Origin of the sequence: Phyllobacterium sp. 22552 (genome assembly GCF_052044585.1) — a bacterium.
Classification (GTDB): domain Bacteria; phylum Pseudomonadota; class Alphaproteobacteria; order Rhizobiales; family Rhizobiaceae; genus Phyllobacterium; species Phyllobacterium ifriqiyense.
Map to the genome: position 1 here is coordinate 126,192 of NZ_JBQENG010000009.1, position 14,524 is coordinate 140,715.

General features: G+C 53.5%; 18 protein-coding genes. 6 read left to right on the top strand and 12 right to left on the bottom strand.

The genetic code is table 11. From position 1 onward, the window contains the following. Positions 1-14 precede the first annotated feature (14 nt). The 4 genes from pstB to ACTJI9_RS20205 form a co-directional block, all read right to left on the bottom strand. A complete protein-coding gene (gene pstB, locus ACTJI9_RS20190) occupies positions 15-830 on the bottom strand; it encodes a phosphate ABC transporter ATP-binding protein PstB (protein WP_307280822.1) in 816 nt (271 codons plus the stop codon). A gap of 14 nt (positions 831-844) precedes the next feature. Further along, entirely contained in the window at positions 845-2,584 is a 1,740-nt protein-coding gene (pstA, locus tag ACTJI9_RS20195; RefSeq protein ID WP_307280825.1) for a phosphate ABC transporter permease PstA, read from the bottom strand. Then, a complete protein-coding gene (gene pstC, locus ACTJI9_RS20200) occupies positions 2,577-3,950 on the bottom strand; it encodes a phosphate ABC transporter permease subunit PstC (protein WP_440810539.1) in 1,374 nt (457 codons plus the stop codon). The genes pstA and pstC overlap by 8 nt, the downstream gene beginning before the upstream one ends. 88 nt (positions 3,951-4,038) lie before the next feature. Beyond that, complete coding sequence (locus ACTJI9_RS20205) at positions 4,039-5,088, bottom strand: PstS family phosphate ABC transporter substrate-binding protein (RefSeq protein WP_115054150.1); 1,050 nt, start codon at positions 5,086-5,088, stop codon at positions 4,039-4,041. Positions 5,089-5,502: 414 nt separating this feature from the next. Here ACTJI9_RS20205 and ACTJI9_RS20210 point away from each other — a divergent pair, with 414 nt between their 5' ends. Then, a complete protein-coding gene (locus tag ACTJI9_RS20210; protein WP_307280830.1) occupies positions 5,503-5,988 on the top strand; it encodes an RrF2 family transcriptional regulator in 486 nt (161 codons plus the stop codon). Positions 5,989-6,043: 55 nt separating this feature from the next. Here ACTJI9_RS20210 and ACTJI9_RS20215 read toward each other — a convergent pair whose 3' ends face one another. Genes ACTJI9_RS20215 through ACTJI9_RS20225 form a run of 3 tightly spaced genes read right to left on the bottom strand, consistent with a single transcriptional unit; the run spans position 6,044 to position 7,786 of the window. After that, positions 6,044-6,460, bottom strand: a complete 417-nt coding sequence (locus ACTJI9_RS20215) for a cupin domain-containing protein (protein ID WP_115054148.1) — start codon at positions 6,458-6,460, stop codon at positions 6,044-6,046. Positions 6,461-6,493: 33 nt separating this feature from the next. Continuing rightward, entirely contained in the window at positions 6,494-7,249 is a 756-nt protein-coding gene (locus tag ACTJI9_RS20220) for an NAD(P)H-binding protein (protein ID WP_115054147.1), read from the bottom strand. A gap of 57 nt (positions 7,250-7,306) precedes the next feature. After that, positions 7,307-7,786, bottom strand: a complete 480-nt coding sequence (locus tag ACTJI9_RS20225; RefSeq protein ID WP_115054146.1) for a carboxymuconolactone decarboxylase family protein — start codon at positions 7,784-7,786, stop codon at positions 7,307-7,309. Positions 7,787-8,625: 839 nt separating this feature from the next. Here ACTJI9_RS20225 and ACTJI9_RS20230 point away from each other — a divergent pair. Next, positions 8,626-8,904: a hypothetical protein gene (locus ACTJI9_RS20230; RefSeq protein ID WP_115054145.1), complete on the top strand. Its 279-nt coding sequence runs from the start codon at positions 8,626-8,628 to the stop codon at positions 8,902-8,904. Between the two features lie 145 nt (positions 8,905-9,049). Here ACTJI9_RS20230 and ACTJI9_RS20235 read toward each other — a convergent pair whose 3' ends face one another. Beyond that, on the bottom strand, positions 9,050-9,202 hold the full coding sequence (locus ACTJI9_RS20235) for a hypothetical protein (RefSeq protein WP_440810542.1): 153 nt from the start codon (positions 9,200-9,202) through the stop codon (positions 9,050-9,052). 106 nt (positions 9,203-9,308) lie between these two features. Between ACTJI9_RS20235 and ACTJI9_RS20240 the strand changes: the two genes are divergently transcribed. Continuing rightward, a complete protein-coding gene (locus ACTJI9_RS20240; protein ID WP_440810544.1) occupies positions 9,309-9,578 on the top strand; it encodes a hypothetical protein in 270 nt (89 codons plus the stop codon). Here ACTJI9_RS20240 and ACTJI9_RS20245 read toward each other — a convergent pair. From ACTJI9_RS20245 to ACTJI9_RS20255, 3 genes are all read right to left on the bottom strand, one after another. Further along, positions 9,551-9,820, bottom strand: coding sequence for a DUF2312 domain-containing protein (locus ACTJI9_RS20245; RefSeq protein WP_008128240.1), 270 nt, complete (start codon positions 9,818-9,820; stop codon positions 9,551-9,553). The two genes, ACTJI9_RS20240 and ACTJI9_RS20245, sit on opposite strands and share 28 nt — an antisense overlap. A 120-nt stretch (positions 9,821-9,940) precedes the next feature. Further along, positions 9,941-10,246 (bottom strand): DUF1244 domain-containing protein, encoded by a 306-nt coding sequence (locus ACTJI9_RS20250; protein WP_115054144.1) that lies wholly within the window; start codon positions 10,244-10,246, stop codon positions 9,941-9,943. Further along, positions 10,239-11,042, bottom strand: a complete 804-nt coding sequence (locus ACTJI9_RS20255; RefSeq protein ID WP_440810546.1) for an N-formylglutamate amidohydrolase — start codon at positions 11,040-11,042, stop codon at positions 10,239-10,241. The genes ACTJI9_RS20250 and ACTJI9_RS20255 overlap by 8 nt, the downstream gene beginning before the upstream one ends. A 165-nt stretch (positions 11,043-11,207) precedes the next feature. On the opposite strand from ACTJI9_RS20255, the gene ACTJI9_RS20260 reads away from it, so the two are divergent. The 3 genes from ACTJI9_RS20260 to pyk all read left to right on the top strand — a co-directional run bounded on the left by ACTJI9_RS20260 (position 11,208) and on the right by pyk (position 13,534). Then, positions 11,208-11,417, top strand: coding sequence for a hypothetical protein (locus ACTJI9_RS20260; protein WP_440810548.1), 210 nt, complete (start codon positions 11,208-11,210; stop codon positions 11,415-11,417). 210 nt (positions 11,418-11,627) lie between these two features. After that, the gene (locus tag ACTJI9_RS20265; RefSeq protein WP_307286259.1) at positions 11,628-12,101 is read left to right on the top strand and encodes a DUF1036 domain-containing protein; all 474 of its coding nucleotides are present in this window, start codon (positions 11,628-11,630) and stop codon (positions 12,099-12,101) included. Beyond that, complete coding sequence (pyk, locus tag ACTJI9_RS20270) at positions 12,098-13,534, top strand: pyruvate kinase (protein WP_115054140.1); 1,437 nt, start codon at positions 12,098-12,100, stop codon at positions 13,532-13,534. The genes ACTJI9_RS20265 and pyk overlap by 4 nt, the downstream gene beginning before the upstream one ends. Before the next feature lie 307 nt (positions 13,535-13,841). Here pyk and ACTJI9_RS20275 read toward each other — a convergent pair whose 3' ends face one another. After that, the gene (locus tag ACTJI9_RS20275) at positions 13,842-14,516 is read right to left on the bottom strand and encodes a tetratricopeptide repeat protein (protein ID WP_354343351.1); all 675 of its coding nucleotides are present in this window, start codon (positions 14,514-14,516) and stop codon (positions 13,842-13,844) included. Positions 14,517-14,524: the final 8 nt, after the last annotated feature.

Below are 14,524 nucleotides of genomic sequence, written 5' to 3' on the forward strand. Positions count from 1 at the left end.
CTCTTCCCGTGAGATCAACCGAAACGTCCGGTAATGTAGTCCTGCGTGCGCTTTTCGGTAGGGCTGGTAAACATCATTTCAGTGTCACCGACTTCAACAATATTTCCAAGATGGAACATTGCCGTGCGTTGCGACACGCGTGCCGCCTGCTGCATTGAGTGCGTGACGATGACGATCGTGTAGTTCTGGCGCAATTCGTCGATCAGTTCTTCAACCTTTGCCGTCGCGATAGGATCAAGCGCCGAGCAAGGCTCGTCCATCAAAATCACTTCCGGGCTGACCGCAATGGCGCGCGCGATGCAAAGACGCTGCTGCTGTCCGCCGGAAAGACCGGTGCCAGATTCATGCAGACGGTCTTTCACTTCCGCAAACAGGCCTGCGCGCTGCAGGCTTTTTTCCACGATTTCGTCGAGATGACTCTTGCTTTTGACAAGACCATGAATGCGCGGGCCATAGGCAACATTTTCGAAGATCGACTTCGGAAATGGATTTGGCTTCTGGAACACCATGCCGATACGGGCGCGCAACTGAACCACGTCGATCTTGGGATCATAGATATCGCGCTCATCAAGCGTGATATTGCCCGTGACCCTGCAGATCGAAATCGTATCATTCATGCGGTTCAGGCAACGCAGGAAAGTCGACTTGCCGCAACCCGATGGTCCGATAAGCGCGGTGACTTCCTTTTCCCTGATATCGAGACTGACTTCAAAGAGCGCCTGTTTGGCTCCATAAAATACGGAGACGTTTTCGCCCTTCATCTTTATCGCAGGCTGGTTCGAGGAGTTATGCAATTTCTTTTCCACATCAACTTCGGATAACATGTTCATGTCCTTGTACCTCATTACCAGCGACGTTCAAAACGTCGGCGCAGCATGATCGCCGCAGCATTCATCACGAATAGGAACACCAGCAACACCAGAATGGCTGCGGCAGTCTTTGCCTGGAAGGCGACTTCAGGAAGGTCGGACCACAGATAAATCTGCACCGGCAGCACCGTCGAAGCGTCGGTTATCCCACCAGGAATATCGACGATGAACGCGACCATGCCGATCATCAGCAGCGGAGCCGTTTCGCCCAGAGCATGCGCCATGCCGATAATCGTGCCGGTCATGATGCCGGGCATGGCCAGAGGCAGCACATGGTGGAAAATGGCCTGCTGATGCGATGCACCGACGCCCAGCGCCGCTTCCTTGATTGAAGGAGGTACGGAGCGAAGTGCAGCGCGCGATGCAATGATGATTGTCGGCATTACCAACAGTGCCAGCACCAGCCCGCCAACCAAAGGGGCGGAACGTGGAAGGTCAAAGAAATTCAGGAACATCGCCAGTCCGAGCAAGCCGAAGACAATTGATGGAACGGCTGCAAGATTGTTGATATTGATTTCAATGATCTCGGTCACGCGGTTTTTCGGCGCAAACTCTTCAAGATATATGGCAGCGCCGACCCCTAGTGGCAGGCAGAGCAGCAATGTTACGGCGAGCGTCCAGAGCGTTCCGGTCAATGCACCGCGAATACCTGCAAGTTCAGGCTCACGCGAGTCACCCGAGGTGAAGAAGCGGGTCGCAAAAGCACGTTCCACCAGGCCCTCGGACTTCATCTTTGTGAGCCAGATCGCAGCCTGATCCTGCACGCGGCGGTTTGATTCCGGCGTGACAAGCGTCAGCATGGACCAGCTGCCGGGAGCAGCAGCTTCGGCGCTTGCAGGTGTTATCAGCTTGACGCCATCAATACCCGAGGGGCTGATCTGGCTCGCCTTGATCGTCCCGCCATTGACGTTGACAAGCAGGCTTGGCAGCTTCTCATCCAACTCAATAGCGACATTAGCGTCGGTGATGCGGGCATTCAGCGTCTGCGCCTCTGCTTTGATCGCATCGATCTGGCTTTGCAACGAGCTTGCTGCATTTGCATCAAGGCCAGGGATCAGCTTTTCAAGGCGTGCGGATTCTGTCGTCAACTTTTCCAGACGCTCAAACAGAAAACCCTGCATTTCCTGAAAAGCCTTGGCGAAATCATCACCCGATGAACGCAGCGAATAGGTCTCGCCGTTAAGGGTCTGGGAAAGCGTTCCCGTGCCTTCCAGCACGATTTCCGATGTCTGATAACCCTTCAGGAACTGATCTGCATCATCTGAAAGCAGAACAGGGACGGTCACTTCCTGACCGATCAGCGAAGGATTACCCGAAATCATGCGGCGGAAATCGTCGGATGCACCTGAACTGAGCAGGCCATTCAACGCGCGACGTTCCGCACGGGTTGAAACATCAGGAAACTGAGCAGCCAATGCGTCACGAATGATCTTGTCGTAATTACCAGCAAGAAGCGTCACAGGATCGCGGGTATTTTGCGGGTCCAGTGCCGCCTGATCTGCGGTAACCTTCAGATCCACCCGATATTCTGAAAACGCGGGCAAGCCCTTGAACAGAACATCGAGCAGAACAACCGACAGAAACAGTGCCGTCAGAATAATTGCCGCGATCCCGTAGAACTTGAAGCGCCGCTCTGCGCGGTAGCGCTTCTTGACCAATGCATCGCGTGGGTAGTCGGTAACGGGAATGCCGTTGGATATGGTGATGTCAGTCATATTGTTCCCGATATCTCTTGACGATCTGGAGCGCGATGAAGTTGAGGACAAGCGTGAAGAAGAAAAGCACGAAGCCGAGAGCGAAAGCCGAGAGCGTTTTGGCACTGTCGAATTCCTGGTCTCCAACCAGAATGGTCTTGATCTGCACGGTAAAGGTCGTAACCGCTTCGAGCGGATTGAATGTGAGGTTGGCAGCAAGTCCGGCTGCCATGACCACGATCATCGTTTCGCCGACTGCACGGGAAATTGCCAGCATGAATGCCGACACGATGCCCGGCAAAGCCGCAGGAAGGATAACCTTCTTGATGGTTTCGGACTTTGTTGCGCCCATCGCATAGGAACCATCGCGCAGGCTTTGAGGCACGGCATTGATCACATCATCCGAAAGCGAGGACACGAAGGGGATAATCATCATGCCCATGACAAGCCCGGCAGCGAGTGCCGATTCCGACGAGACCGAGAGACCAAAGGTTTCGCCCCATCCGCGGATGAATGGCGCGACTGTCAAGGCAGCGAAGAAGCCGAGCACAACAGTAGGCACACCGGCCAGAATTTCGAGAATAGGCTTCACAATTGCACGCGTGCGCGGGCTGGCATATTCAGCCATGTAGATCGCTGCAAACAGGCCGAGCGGACCAGCAACTGCAATAGCGATCACAGTGATCAGCAATGTGCCGACCACCAGCGGCACGATGCCAAATGCGCCGGATGAACCGACCTGATCAGCCCGGATCGCCGTTTGCGGCGACCATTGCAGACCAAACAAAAAGTCGATCGGCGATACTTTGGTGAAGAACTGGATGGTTTCGAAAACCACGGAAAAAACAATGCCGATTGTCGTCAGGACAGCAATGGCCGAACAGGCCAGCAAGACATATTTGATCAGTCGCTCGACGCTGTTTCGCGCGCGAAACTGCGGCCCGATCAGACGAAAACCCATCATTGCGGCGGCCAATGCAAGGGCAACGCCGCCAATCAGCAATAACCAGCCAGTAAGGCTGACAGCGCTTGAATAGGCCGATGCGGCATTGGCCAGTTCGGGCGAGGCAGTGCCTGCATAAGTACCGGCAAGAATTGAATGAATGTCGCGAAACACCGCGCTGCGGCCAAGACCATCAGCAATCGTGGCCGGGTCAATACCCGCAAGTGCCTGCGCCTCGACATATCGATTGGCAAGCGGCGCTCCCAGAACATAGACCAGAAGCATGGACAGCGCGATCAAAGCCGCAAGAAACATGCCGTGATAGGACGGAAGCGAATGGAGAGACGAAGGCTCCGCGCCGGCAATGGATGACGCCCTTTGGCGACCCACCAGAAACAGCGAGACTGTCAATAGCGCGAGTATCAGGAAATATGTTGCGGTCATAGGCCTACCGATCCAGGTCCAAGGCATGGCTTCAATGTATTTGAATGGCAGCCGGTCAGATCACCGGCTGCCATTCTTGATATAAAGCTTATTTCAGCTTGTCGCCGTTGATGGTCTCCATGGCCAGAACAGCCTTGGCAGCTTCAGCATGGCGCTCAGCTGGCAGTGGCACGAGGCCCTTTTCGGAAAGGTAGCCTTCTTCGCCGCTTGCAGTGTCCGACACGTATTCAGCAGCAAACTTGTCCAGACCCGGGATAACGCCGACATGGGCCTTTTTGATATAGACGTAAAGTTCACGAGAAGGCTTGTAAGTACCGTCGGAAATTGTTTCGAAGGTCGGAACAACACCGTCGATTGGCACACCGGCCAGCTTCGATGCATTTTCCTCAAGGAAGGAATAGCCGAATACGCCAAATGCCTTTGGATTTGCTTCAAGCTTCTGAACGATCACATTGTCGTTCTCGCCTGCTTCCACATAGGCGCCATCTTCGCGAAGTGACTTCCAGACAGCTTCAAATGCCTTGGCGTCCTTACCCTTCAATTCCTTCAGAGCAGGAATTTCAAGCGCACCGGCTTCCATGAAAAGCTCATGCATGGAATCGCGTGTGCCGGATGTTGGAGGCGGGCCAAGTACTTCGATCTTCTCGTTAGGCAATGAAGGATCGATTTCAGACCAATTCTTGTATGGGTTGGCAACGAGCTTGCCATCAGCACCCGGAACTTCCTTGGCAAGAGCGAGGAAGAAGTTCTTGCGCGAAAGCTTCAGAGGAATACCGGCCTTTGCCTGGGCAACGGTCAGACCATCAAAGCCAACAAGAATTTCAACGATGTCCTTGACGCCGTTCTTGTTGCAATCGGCAAATTCGCTCTTCTTGATTGCGCGCGATGCATTGGTTGCATCCGGGAACTTTTCACCAACGCCTTCACAGAAAAGCTTCATGCCGCCACCTGTGCCGGTGGATTCGACAACTGGCGTCTTCATGCCGGATGTCTTGCCGAAATTTTCTGCAACAGCAGTGGTGAAAGGATAAACCGTCGAAGACCCGACGATGCGGATTTGATCGCGTGCAGATGCAGTGCCGAGCGAGGCTGCAATGCCGATGGCCGCAATTGCCACCGTTGAAAAAAGCTTGTTCATGGGTTTTACTCCTGTTTGAAAACTTTTGAAGTCACCGCTATCTACAGAAGGTTTATAACAGTCATGTGACACTAATATTACGGTTTGATCACAATGAGCGAGCCGCAAAAGCGTTACGATTAAATATTTGTATTTATTATATATTTTAGCCACGTTTATTCCCGTGGCAGCAAATGAAACTTCGGCGGCGAATTACATCCCTGTTGAATTATATCACGATATCCGGAGCCCGTCGAAAGGGGATGCAGCTCTCCATTTGATGGATGCCGTCCTTCTCCTGCGCAATGCTGGCAAAAATTTCAGGCCCGTTTTCGCCCTGCCGTTGATATGATTTACAAATTTCCGATTTAAGGATATTGATTATCCTTAAATCGAGCATTTGAGCCCTAAAACTGTCACGGGCAGGATTGAGCAATGATACTGAAAAGTCAGGTCGAATGGGTACTCCATTGCTGCGCCCTTCTGGCCGGGCTGCCGGAAAACCATTATCTTTCAACCAAGACATTGGCTGAGTTTCATGGTGTTCCCAAGGAATATCTATCGAAGGCGCTGCAAAATCTTTCGCAGGCCGCGATTGTCGAGACGACACTTGGGCCAAGCGGTGGCTACCGGCTTGCAAGACCGACCTCAGAAATTACATTTCTGGATATTGTCGAGGCTGTTGAGGGGAAAAGCCCGACCTTTGTCTGCAATAATATCAGAGAGAACAATCCTTGCCGCTCCGCAGACCATTGCGATACGAAGCCATGCTCCGTGGCTCGCATCATGTGGGATGCTGATGAGGCGTGGCGCAGCAAGTTGCGCAGTGTAACGCTGGCCAGCCTGGTCGAAACACTCGCTAAGGACGTTCCAGCTGATCTTTGGAAGAAGAGTTCCGAATGGGTTATGGCCCGCACGTAGATAACATGCGGGCCAACCCGGTTCGGCGTGACCGGCTATTATATCGACAAGAATGTTACTTGATCGGGGTGGTCAAAGGGGTTTTCTCGTTGGTATCGACGACAAATACGGCAAGCAGCCGTGCCGGGTCGGTTTTACTGTCATTCGCGCTCACACCATGGCGATCACCCGGCATTTCAGAAAAGTTTTCCCCGGCTCGATAGACCTTCACGGGGCCGTCATTGACCTGGCTGCGAATGGCCCCTTCCAGAACAGTCGCATAGATAAAGGCGGAATTCGGGTGGGTATGTCCCGGCGAAGACCCGCCCGGCCCATATTCCACAAGAATGCCCTTGATGCTTTTACCCGGCACATTCGGCAGCTCATGCTCGTAAACAATAGTGACCTTGGCATCTGTCCCGTCGGCATGTGTGGCAGCGCTGTTCATGAGCAGCAAGCCAAGCGCCAATGCGGTGATTGAGGTTTTGATCATTTCAGTCTCCTTCGATTTTCGCTGTCTGGCGGCTCACTTGCGGCGGGGCGCCGTTGCGAACCATTCTTCAAAACCGATGGATCCAAGCCGCGGATCAAGGCCGGGCACGAGCGATTCATCGTTGAGTTCCGCGCCGAAATATCTGGCGTGAGCATCGACCACGACCGACCTTGGATCATTGGTTGCTTTCAGGTAACGGCCAACCAGATCGCTCAGCCGGACCTTTTCCGGGCCTGCGATTTCCACCGTCCCCATGACCGGCGGTGCAAGCGCTACTTCAGCCATGGCGTCCGCCACATCATCAGAAGCAATAGGCTGCACATAGGCAGGTGATAAATGCACCTTGTCGCCGACCGTCCCAGATTCTGCGATGCCGCTGAGAAACTCGAAGAATTGCGTTGAGTGAACAATCGTATAGGGAATCGGCGACTTTCTGATCAGTTCTTCCTGCGCAAGCTTGCCGCGAAAATAGCCGCTTTCCTGCAAACGTTCGGTGCCGACCACGGAAAGCGCGATATGGTGCTTCACGCTTGCCGCTGCTTCGGCTGCAAGCAGGTTCTTACCGGAGGTCTGGAAGAATTCGAGAACATCCCTGTCCGCGAAGGATGGCGAATTGGCCAGATCAAGGACGATATCCGCACCGGCAAGCGCCTCGGTCAGGCCTTCTCCGGTAATCGTGTTGACCCCGGTATTCGGCGAGGCGGCGACCACCTCATGACCCTTCTTGCGCAGGCGTTCAACGGTCTTCGATCCGATCAGACCAGTTCCCCCAATAATAACGATTTTCATGGCAATTGTCCTTCGATGCCCGTTAATCCGGGTGTTAAGAGATCAATGTTCAAACGTTTAGTTCAGGCCAGCCTTATCGAGACCAAAGGCCTTGTCCGATGATCCGGGCACAGTCCTGAAGGCCACATTGGCGCGGTTCCAGGCATTTATAGCCATGACCGTATAGGTTAGATCAGACAGCTCCTTCTCGGAGAGCTGGCCGCGAACGCGTTCGTAAACATCATCCGGAACGCCCTGCTCCGGCAGCTTTGTCAAAATCTCGGCCCAGGCCAAAGCTGCGCGCTCGCGCGGGGAGAACAGTGTCGATTCCCGCCAAATAGCAATGTGGTAAAGACGAAGCTCGGTCTCCCCATGCATCTTGGCTTGCTTGACATGCATATCGAGACAGAAGGCGCAGCCGTTCATTTGGGAGGCGCGGATATGTACGAGATCCTCGATCTTCTCTTCAATGGCACTGTCCTTGAGCGCCAGGCTGAAATCCATGAACTTTTTGAAAAACTCGGGCGACTGCTGAATGTAGTTAAGGCGCTGGCTCATATGTCTCTCCATTCGTCTATTACGGATATTTGTTATCCTTAAGGATATTTAATATCCTTAATAGAAAAAATGTAAAGTGGGGCGCCTGCAATAAATTGCGCCTGCGCTCGCTCAGCTGCCCACATTTCACGTAAGTATTTGATTTAACGAACTATCGGCGATCCAAAAAATTGCCATCAAGCCGGTTGTTTTAGACCTGTGCCTCCGTCAGTCGCCCTCACGCCTTCGGGATGCTCTATTTTTCACCAGCCGGCCCTGTGATGCATGGCGCCTACAGCAATCAAAGGCAGGCGACATTGAGAGGCCGCCGAAGCGCTGGACAAAGGTTGTGGCTTTGTATTGCTTGAAAGCTTTTAATGGTTGGAACCAAAATTCACCGACACCGGTTACTTTTCGAAAGGAGGTAACCGTAATATCTTTGGCTTTTTGTTGTGCTCGGCGGACCCATTATTCTCGGGATAATAAGGGCCTATGGCATGCTCAGATGCCGGCGGTTGACCCCGTCCGAAAAAGAAACTCGCAACCGGAAAACCAGACAGCTTTACCAGTCGAAAAATTAGACGGATACGGCGATGCCAATTGATCCAATTCCAAGATCCAGCTTTTTGTGCCTGATGAAATCACCACTTCGAATGTCATGACATTTACGACCGCTGCGGAAGCATTCGCGGATATTCATTCGGTGTGGAAAGTTCACATCAATGATCATGGTCCCATGACACCAGACGAATACAAAACCGAGTGTCTGCGATGGAACTGATCGCTATTACGCTCGTTTCGGGACTGCCATATAGCTGCCACTGGCAGGCAAGCATGAACGGGTTCAGGGCATTGATGTAATGGGTAAAGTCTACAATGAATTTATCGAAAGACTCCGTCTGGCCGTTCAGGAGCATGAAGAGCGCATTGTCCGGTTGGAGGAAGGTGTCGAAAAAGCCTTTCGTAAATCGCGGTCAGGCGAGAAGGAAGACATTTCCCTGCAAACTGCGGACCATTACCGCCGCCTCGCTCACCATCTGCGGGAAGTCATTTCACGACACGACCTGAAGCTTGCGCAAAAATCTGAACCCGAAGCCCAAAAGAACGCCGCTCTACCGCGAAGGACAGAGCGGCGTTGATCGATTTTTGAAGCGGAACAACTCGTCCGCTCATCTCCACGCCCCTTGAGGGAAAAAACGGAACTTTTGGTGAATTTCAGTGGTGGTAAATTGTTACCGAAGGCCTTGTTATATCCGGCGACAGGGTTGAGCAGCAAAAACACTATTAAATTGGATCGTCCTGAAGCTCTCTGAATCGGAGGACATCGTTGGAACCATCGATGCTGGCGAGCAATGCCAGTTTATTCGTGTAGGCCGAGGCGGAGCGGGCGATCAAATCCGCGACACCTATCTGAAGGCTCTGCGCGACATTACCCATTTCGAACTGCTGATCGAAACATTGGACGTTTCTCAACCTTTTCAGGAGGCAACTATCCTTTCAACTGCAAGTGCTGACACCGTCCAAGTGAGTCAAGGAGACCGCTATGGGCCAGATTGAAAATCCAAAACTTCCTGAATTGCATGACCGGATGGCTTCCGGTGGATATACGATCCTATGGGAAGAACTTTCGGGCTGTTTTGTTGTTTGGGGCGACAATGGTCAGATCAGGGATGGTTTCACTACCAAAGAGGACGCCACTTCATCCCCAGCGCCGCGCCCAAACGAAAGGACCGTGCATCGCACGATCCCGCATCGTTCACTAAAACCCAACCCGCAGGCTGGCTATCATTCCATACCCAAGGCATTCATATAAAGTTCAAGGATCGCTTCTTCTTCCTTGCGCTCATTGGCGTCCTTCTTGCGTAGGCGAACAATGGTGCGGATGATCTTCGTGTCGTAGCCGCGGCCTTTGGCTTCAGCCATTACTTCCTTGATATCGTCGGAAAGCGTGGTCTTTTCTTCTTCGAGGCGCTCAATGCGCTCGATGAATTGACGCAATTCTGCTGCCGCTACACCTTCGACACCGCCCTGTGCGCCCAAATCATCCATGCTCATATTTCACTCCGTAAAACGTAACTGGCGACTCGGGGTTAAGCCGCGCGGAGCGTTCCGATGCCCGACGAAGGGCTAGGGAGTCAAGGAAATAGAGTCTGCGACCGCAGCCATCCGGACCTTTCAATGCCCGGGCTTGTTTGTCTCGAAGGCTGCCTTGGCTGCGTCACTTGCTTCGCGTTGATATTTTGCCTGCCAATCGGCATAGGGCTCGCCATAGATGATCTCGCGCGATTCATCCTTGCTGATCGCGATGCCGGAAGCTTCAGCCGCTTCGCGATACCAGTTGGAAAGGCAGTTGCGGCAAAACCCTGCCAGGTTCATCAAATCAATATTCTGCACATCGCTGCGGGCGCGCAGATGCTCCACCAAACGCCGGAAAGCCGCCGCCTCCAATTCGGTTTGCTGTTCCCGGCTTAAATCAGTCATGGATGATCTCCTCAATTATTCCCGTTCTTGAACCATAATGCCGAACCTCATGCATATCGGGTACTGCATTCATGCCTTCAAGGATTGGCCCCAGACGCTCAGCCCATAAGGTCGTGCCCGCATCATCGCCAATCAGGTCCTGGCGTACCTCGATCAACGCATGGGCATAACCCGGCAGGATGCAATGCGTATACATTGTGTCGCCCTTGAGTGCCCCGTCATAGGGCTCATTATCGCCAACGACCAGCAGGGGATCTGCCCGTAAACCCGCCAATAAAGGCAGCACAGCGCGTGGATCCTTGTCCCAAAGTATGCCGGCGTGCCAGGGCCTCGGCGTCGCTTTCCAGAATGCGGTAAACGAGTGAATGGAAATAACCAGGGGCGCCTTGCCGCTCTGTTCCACCGTTTCCGCGATCGCCGCGGCAACCGCATCATGATAGGGCCTGTAATATTGGTTTATGCGCTTCTTCCGCTCGTCTTCAGGCATTGGATTGTTGCGCGGTATCACGGCACCATCAGACAGACGCATGATCAGGGTTGGATCATCATCGCCGCGATTTGGATCAATCAACAGCCGCGAAAACCCGCCAAGTACCGCTGGCACACCAAGCATGGCGGCAAGTTTGCGGGTCAACTGCTCGACGCCAATATCATATGCAATATGCCGCTCGAATTGCGCGGCATCCAACCCCAGCGAGCCATATTCTTCCGGCAGCGCGCGGCTCGCATGATCGGCAAGCAGGACAAGGCCCTTGGCATAATCGCCATCAACCAGATGATAGGGAGAAAAGGACATGAAGACAGGCTCTTGCAACGGTGAATCTGACCGCTTTTGTCTTTCATGCCCTAGGCAGCAATGCAAGGCAGATTGTTCGCCGGCCTATTGGAACCACAAGAGCAATAAAGATTGGAGCACGATATGTTACTTCCATTGCGGCGGCTAAGAAGATAATAGCACTGCATGTCCAGTCGAATAGCATCGTTAGAAAACGCCACTAAATATCTCACGTCTGCGGACAGAGATCACTTCTTCAAAATCAAACGTGAGATGGAAAAATCCGGAGCCTCGAAGAAGGATATCGAGGAGCGCTTGCACGCCTTCATGTGGAACATAATTGAGTCTGACGATGAAGACGAAGAGGATGAAGCGACCAGGGACAAGGCGCCATAACAAATCGATTAGATCGTAGCCTGAGCCGGATCGTCCCAAAAACACCACAGCCGATCACAATCTTGTCGTGGCACCCCTCTACGACTTATTCACGCGTTGACAATGCGCGCGAAACTACGGAAAAGGAACCTCGTCTACCTGCCCTGAAGCCATTGGCTTAATTTTGGTGCTGGCAGGACCCTAAAAGACCGGACGGAGGCAATATTGAGTATGAGCATAAAGCTAAGATGGGGAAGCTTCCTCGCGGCATTTCTGTTCATATTCATTTCGGGAAGCGTTTTTGCGCCGACCCAGGCCCATGCCGATTTCCGCGTGTGCAATTCCACCCAAAATCTGGTCGGCGTTGCTCTGGGCTACCGCGCCAAGACTGGCTGGATCACGGAAGGCTGGTGGCATGTCAACGCCTCTTCCTGCACCACCTTGGTTGTCGGACCGCTGACATCGCGCTATTATTACCTTTACGCCGAAGATGCTCAAAGCGGCGGGCGCTGGGACGGCAAGATCAACATGTGCGTTGCCGAAAACCAGTTCAAGATAACCGGTATCAATGACTGCTTCGCACGCGGTTTCCAGCGTTCCGGATTTCAGGAATATGATACGGGCGAGCAGACGAGCTGGATGGTCCAGCTGACAGAAGAAAATCCTCCCTCATCTCCAATTGTAACGGATACCCCTCCTCAATGAGACGTCGCCGCAAGGTCAAAATTCTCGCCACGCTCGGTCCTGCTTCCTCCGACGAAGGCATGATTCGCAAACTGTTCGAAGCCGGTGCCGATGTCTTCCGCATCAATATGAGCCATGCCAGCCACGACCTGATGCGTGAACTTGTGCGCCGCTTGCGCAATGTGGAAAAAGAAGTCGGACGGCCAATCGGCATTCTCGCCGATTTGCAGGGACCCAAGCTGCGTGTGGGCAAATTTGCCGAAGGCAAGGTGGAACTCGTTGCAGGCCAGACCTTCACCCTCGACAACAATGAAGCGCTTGGCGATAACACCCGCGTTTACCTGCCGCATCCGGAAATTCTCAAAGCCGTTGAGCCGGGTCATCGCCTGTTGATCGACGATGGCAAGCTGGCGCTTGTCGCTGAAGCATCCGATGGCAAGCATATTCGCTGCCGGGTTGTTTCAGGAACGAGTATTTCCGACAAGAAAGGCGTCAGCCTGCCTGACACCACACTTGATGTCGGCGCTCTGACCGAGAAAGACCGCCGCGACCTTGATGCCGTGCTGCAGGAAGAAATCGACTGGGTTGCCCTGTCCTTTATCCAGCGGCCGGAGGATCTTGCCGAAGTCCGCAAGATCTCGCGCGGCCGCGTTGCTCTTCTCTCAAAGATTGAGAAGCCACAGGCCGTTACCCGCCTTGATGAGATCATCGAGCTTTCCGATGCGCTTATGGTTGCGCGCGGCGATCTCGGCGTTGAGATGCCGCTGGAATCAGTGCCTGGCATCCAGAAGCAGATCATTCGTGCTTGTCGCCGGGCAGGTAAGCCCGTTGTCGTCGCCACGCAGATGCTGGAATCGATGATCACTGCCGCCGTGCCAACCCGCGCCGAAGTGTCCGACGTTGCCACAGCCGTGTTCGAAGGTGCCGATGCGGTTATGCTTTCGGCAGAATCTGCAGCTGGCGATTATCCTGTAGAAGCCGTCGCAACAATGGCGCGCATTGCCGAACAGGTGGAGCGCGATCCAAACTTCCCCGGCATCATCCATGCCCAGCGCCCCGAGCCCAATGCGACCGGCGCCGATGCAATTTCGCTCGCCGCCCGCCAGATCGCCGAAACGCTCAATCTTTCGGCTATCGTCACTTATACCGCCTCGGGAACCACTGCCTTGCGTGCCGCGCGCGAACGGCCACTTTTACCCATCATCGCGCTGTCGCCTGTCGTTGAAACCGCCCGCAAGCTAGCGCTCGTCTGGGGGTTGCATTGCGTTGTAACCGACGAGGCCTATGATCTTGATGAGATGGTCGATCGTGCTTGCCACATTGCCTATCAGGAAGAGTTCGGTAATCCAGGTGATCGCATCATCATCTCGGCTGGCGTGCCCCTGCGTACCCCAGGTTCAACGAATATGCTGCGCATCGCCTATATCGGCTCCGACGGTCTGACCAGCGTCTGACGTCTAGCGCTGCAAGCGGTTGATTATAAAAATTCCGGCATGCGTAAGCATTGCCGGAATTTGCAATTTTAAGCTGAGCGTATTGCTGGTTGCTACTATAACGAAAGCTACGGCAGTTTAGAAAAGAGTGCGGACGGCATTGCAACGAGCCGCCAGCGCAACAGCTATGGAGCTTCCCGCTCATTTTCAGCATCTTTAAGCAAAATACCCGCAAAGCTAAATGATTTTCCCGAAAAAACGGGCAAATTTGCCGAAGAATTACAATCGATAGTGGTGATTTAGTTGTGATTAGTTGCAATCACCGAAATTACGTGCGTTGGCCGGTTAATTCATCTGCCAGTTCACCGACTTCTTTCTGAGCCTGACGCATCATCGGATAGACATTCAAAACTTGCTCGAATGCGCCCAGCGCTGCCTCTTTGCGGCCCGTTTCCTTGAGGATGGAAGCCATACCGGCCATGGCTCCAAAGTGCCGTGGTTCCAATGTCAGCGTCTTGTGAATATCAGCCATGGCACGGCCGTAATCATTCATCACATAGTTCAATGTGGCGCGGCGGTTCCAGCCTTCCGCATAGTCCGGCTTCATGACGATGACTTGATCGAGAAAATCCAGCGCAACGGAATACTTCTTATCTTCCATGGCCTTAGAGGCCCAGCCCATCATCAGATCGATGCTTGCGCTGCCGGAATTCTGCCACTGGGCTTGGATTTGCGAGGCAATCCGCGATGCTTTCATCGCGTTGGTTTCCCGTTTCAATTGACCGAAAAGCTCATCCAGCCGGGCGGCACGCTTTTCCGCCAATGTTTTGCCGGGCAATACGGCCTGTTGCGGAGTGAGGGCCTGGCCTTCAGCAGGTTTCCCCTGCGTATCAGCCCTATCTTCCGTTCCGGTTCTTTCTTGCGCCCCAGCGCTCTCCGCCATTGAAATCATTGGCGAAAGTACCGTTGAGAGCCCGAGTAAAATAGCAAAGACGTTCCGCATGACACGAA

Excerpts from the sequence above, each read along its gene's own strand:
- pstB (WP_307280822.1), bottom strand. The coding sequence starts at position 830 with ATGAACATGTTATCCGAAGTTGATGTGGAAAAGAAATTGCATAACTCC.
- ACTJI9_RS20230 (WP_115054145.1), top strand. The coding sequence starts at position 8,626 with ATGGGTAAAGTCTACAATGAATTTATCGAAAGACTCCGTCTGGCCGTT.
- ACTJI9_RS20215 (WP_115054148.1), bottom strand. The coding sequence starts at position 6,460 with ATGATCAAAACCTCAATCACCGCATTGGCGCTTGGCTTGCTGCTCATG.
- ACTJI9_RS20225 (WP_115054146.1), bottom strand. The coding sequence starts at position 7,786 with ATGAGCCAGCGCCTTAACTACATTCAGCAGTCGCCCGAGTTTTTCAAA.
- pyk (WP_115054140.1), top strand. The coding sequence starts at position 12,098 with ATGAGACGTCGCCGCAAGGTCAAAATTCTCGCCACGCTCGGTCCTGCT.
- ACTJI9_RS20210 (WP_307280830.1), top strand. The coding sequence starts at position 5,503 with ATGATACTGAAAAGTCAGGTCGAATGGGTACTCCATTGCTGCGCCCTT.
- pstC (WP_440810539.1), bottom strand. The coding sequence starts at position 3,950 with ATGACCGCAACATATTTCCTGATACTCGCGCTATTGACAGTCTCGCTG.
- ACTJI9_RS20250 (WP_115054144.1), bottom strand. The coding sequence starts at position 10,246 with ATGACTGATTTAAGCCGGGAACAGCAAACCGAATTGGAGGCGGCGGCT.
- ACTJI9_RS20220 (WP_115054147.1), bottom strand. The coding sequence starts at position 7,249 with ATGAAAATCGTTATTATTGGGGGAACTGGTCTGATCGGATCGAAGACC.
- ACTJI9_RS20245 (WP_008128240.1), bottom strand. The coding sequence starts at position 9,820 with ATGAGCATGGATGATTTGGGCGCACAGGGCGGTGTCGAAGGTGTAGCG.
- ACTJI9_RS20275 (WP_354343351.1), bottom strand. The coding sequence starts at position 14,516 with ATGCGGAACGTCTTTGCTATTTTACTCGGGCTCTCAACGGTACTTTCG.
- ACTJI9_RS20255 (WP_440810546.1), bottom strand. The coding sequence starts at position 11,042 with ATGTCCTTTTCTCCCTATCATCTGGTTGATGGCGATTATGCCAAGGGC.
- ACTJI9_RS20235 (WP_440810542.1), bottom strand. The coding sequence starts at position 9,202 with ATGGGTAATGTCGCGCAGAGCCTTCAGATAGGTGTCGCGGATTTGATC.
- ACTJI9_RS20260 (WP_440810548.1), top strand. The coding sequence starts at position 11,208 with ATGTCCAGTCGAATAGCATCGTTAGAAAACGCCACTAAATATCTCACG.
- pstA (WP_307280825.1), bottom strand. The coding sequence starts at position 2,584 with ATGACTGACATCACCATATCCAACGGCATTCCCGTTACCGACTACCCA.
- ACTJI9_RS20265 (WP_307286259.1), top strand. The coding sequence starts at position 11,628 with ATGAGCATAAAGCTAAGATGGGGAAGCTTCCTCGCGGCATTTCTGTTC.
- ACTJI9_RS20205 (WP_115054150.1), bottom strand. The coding sequence starts at position 5,088 with ATGAACAAGCTTTTTTCAACGGTGGCAATTGCGGCCATCGGCATTGCA.
- ACTJI9_RS20240 (WP_440810544.1), top strand. The coding sequence starts at position 9,309 with ATGGGCCAGATTGAAAATCCAAAACTTCCTGAATTGCATGACCGGATG.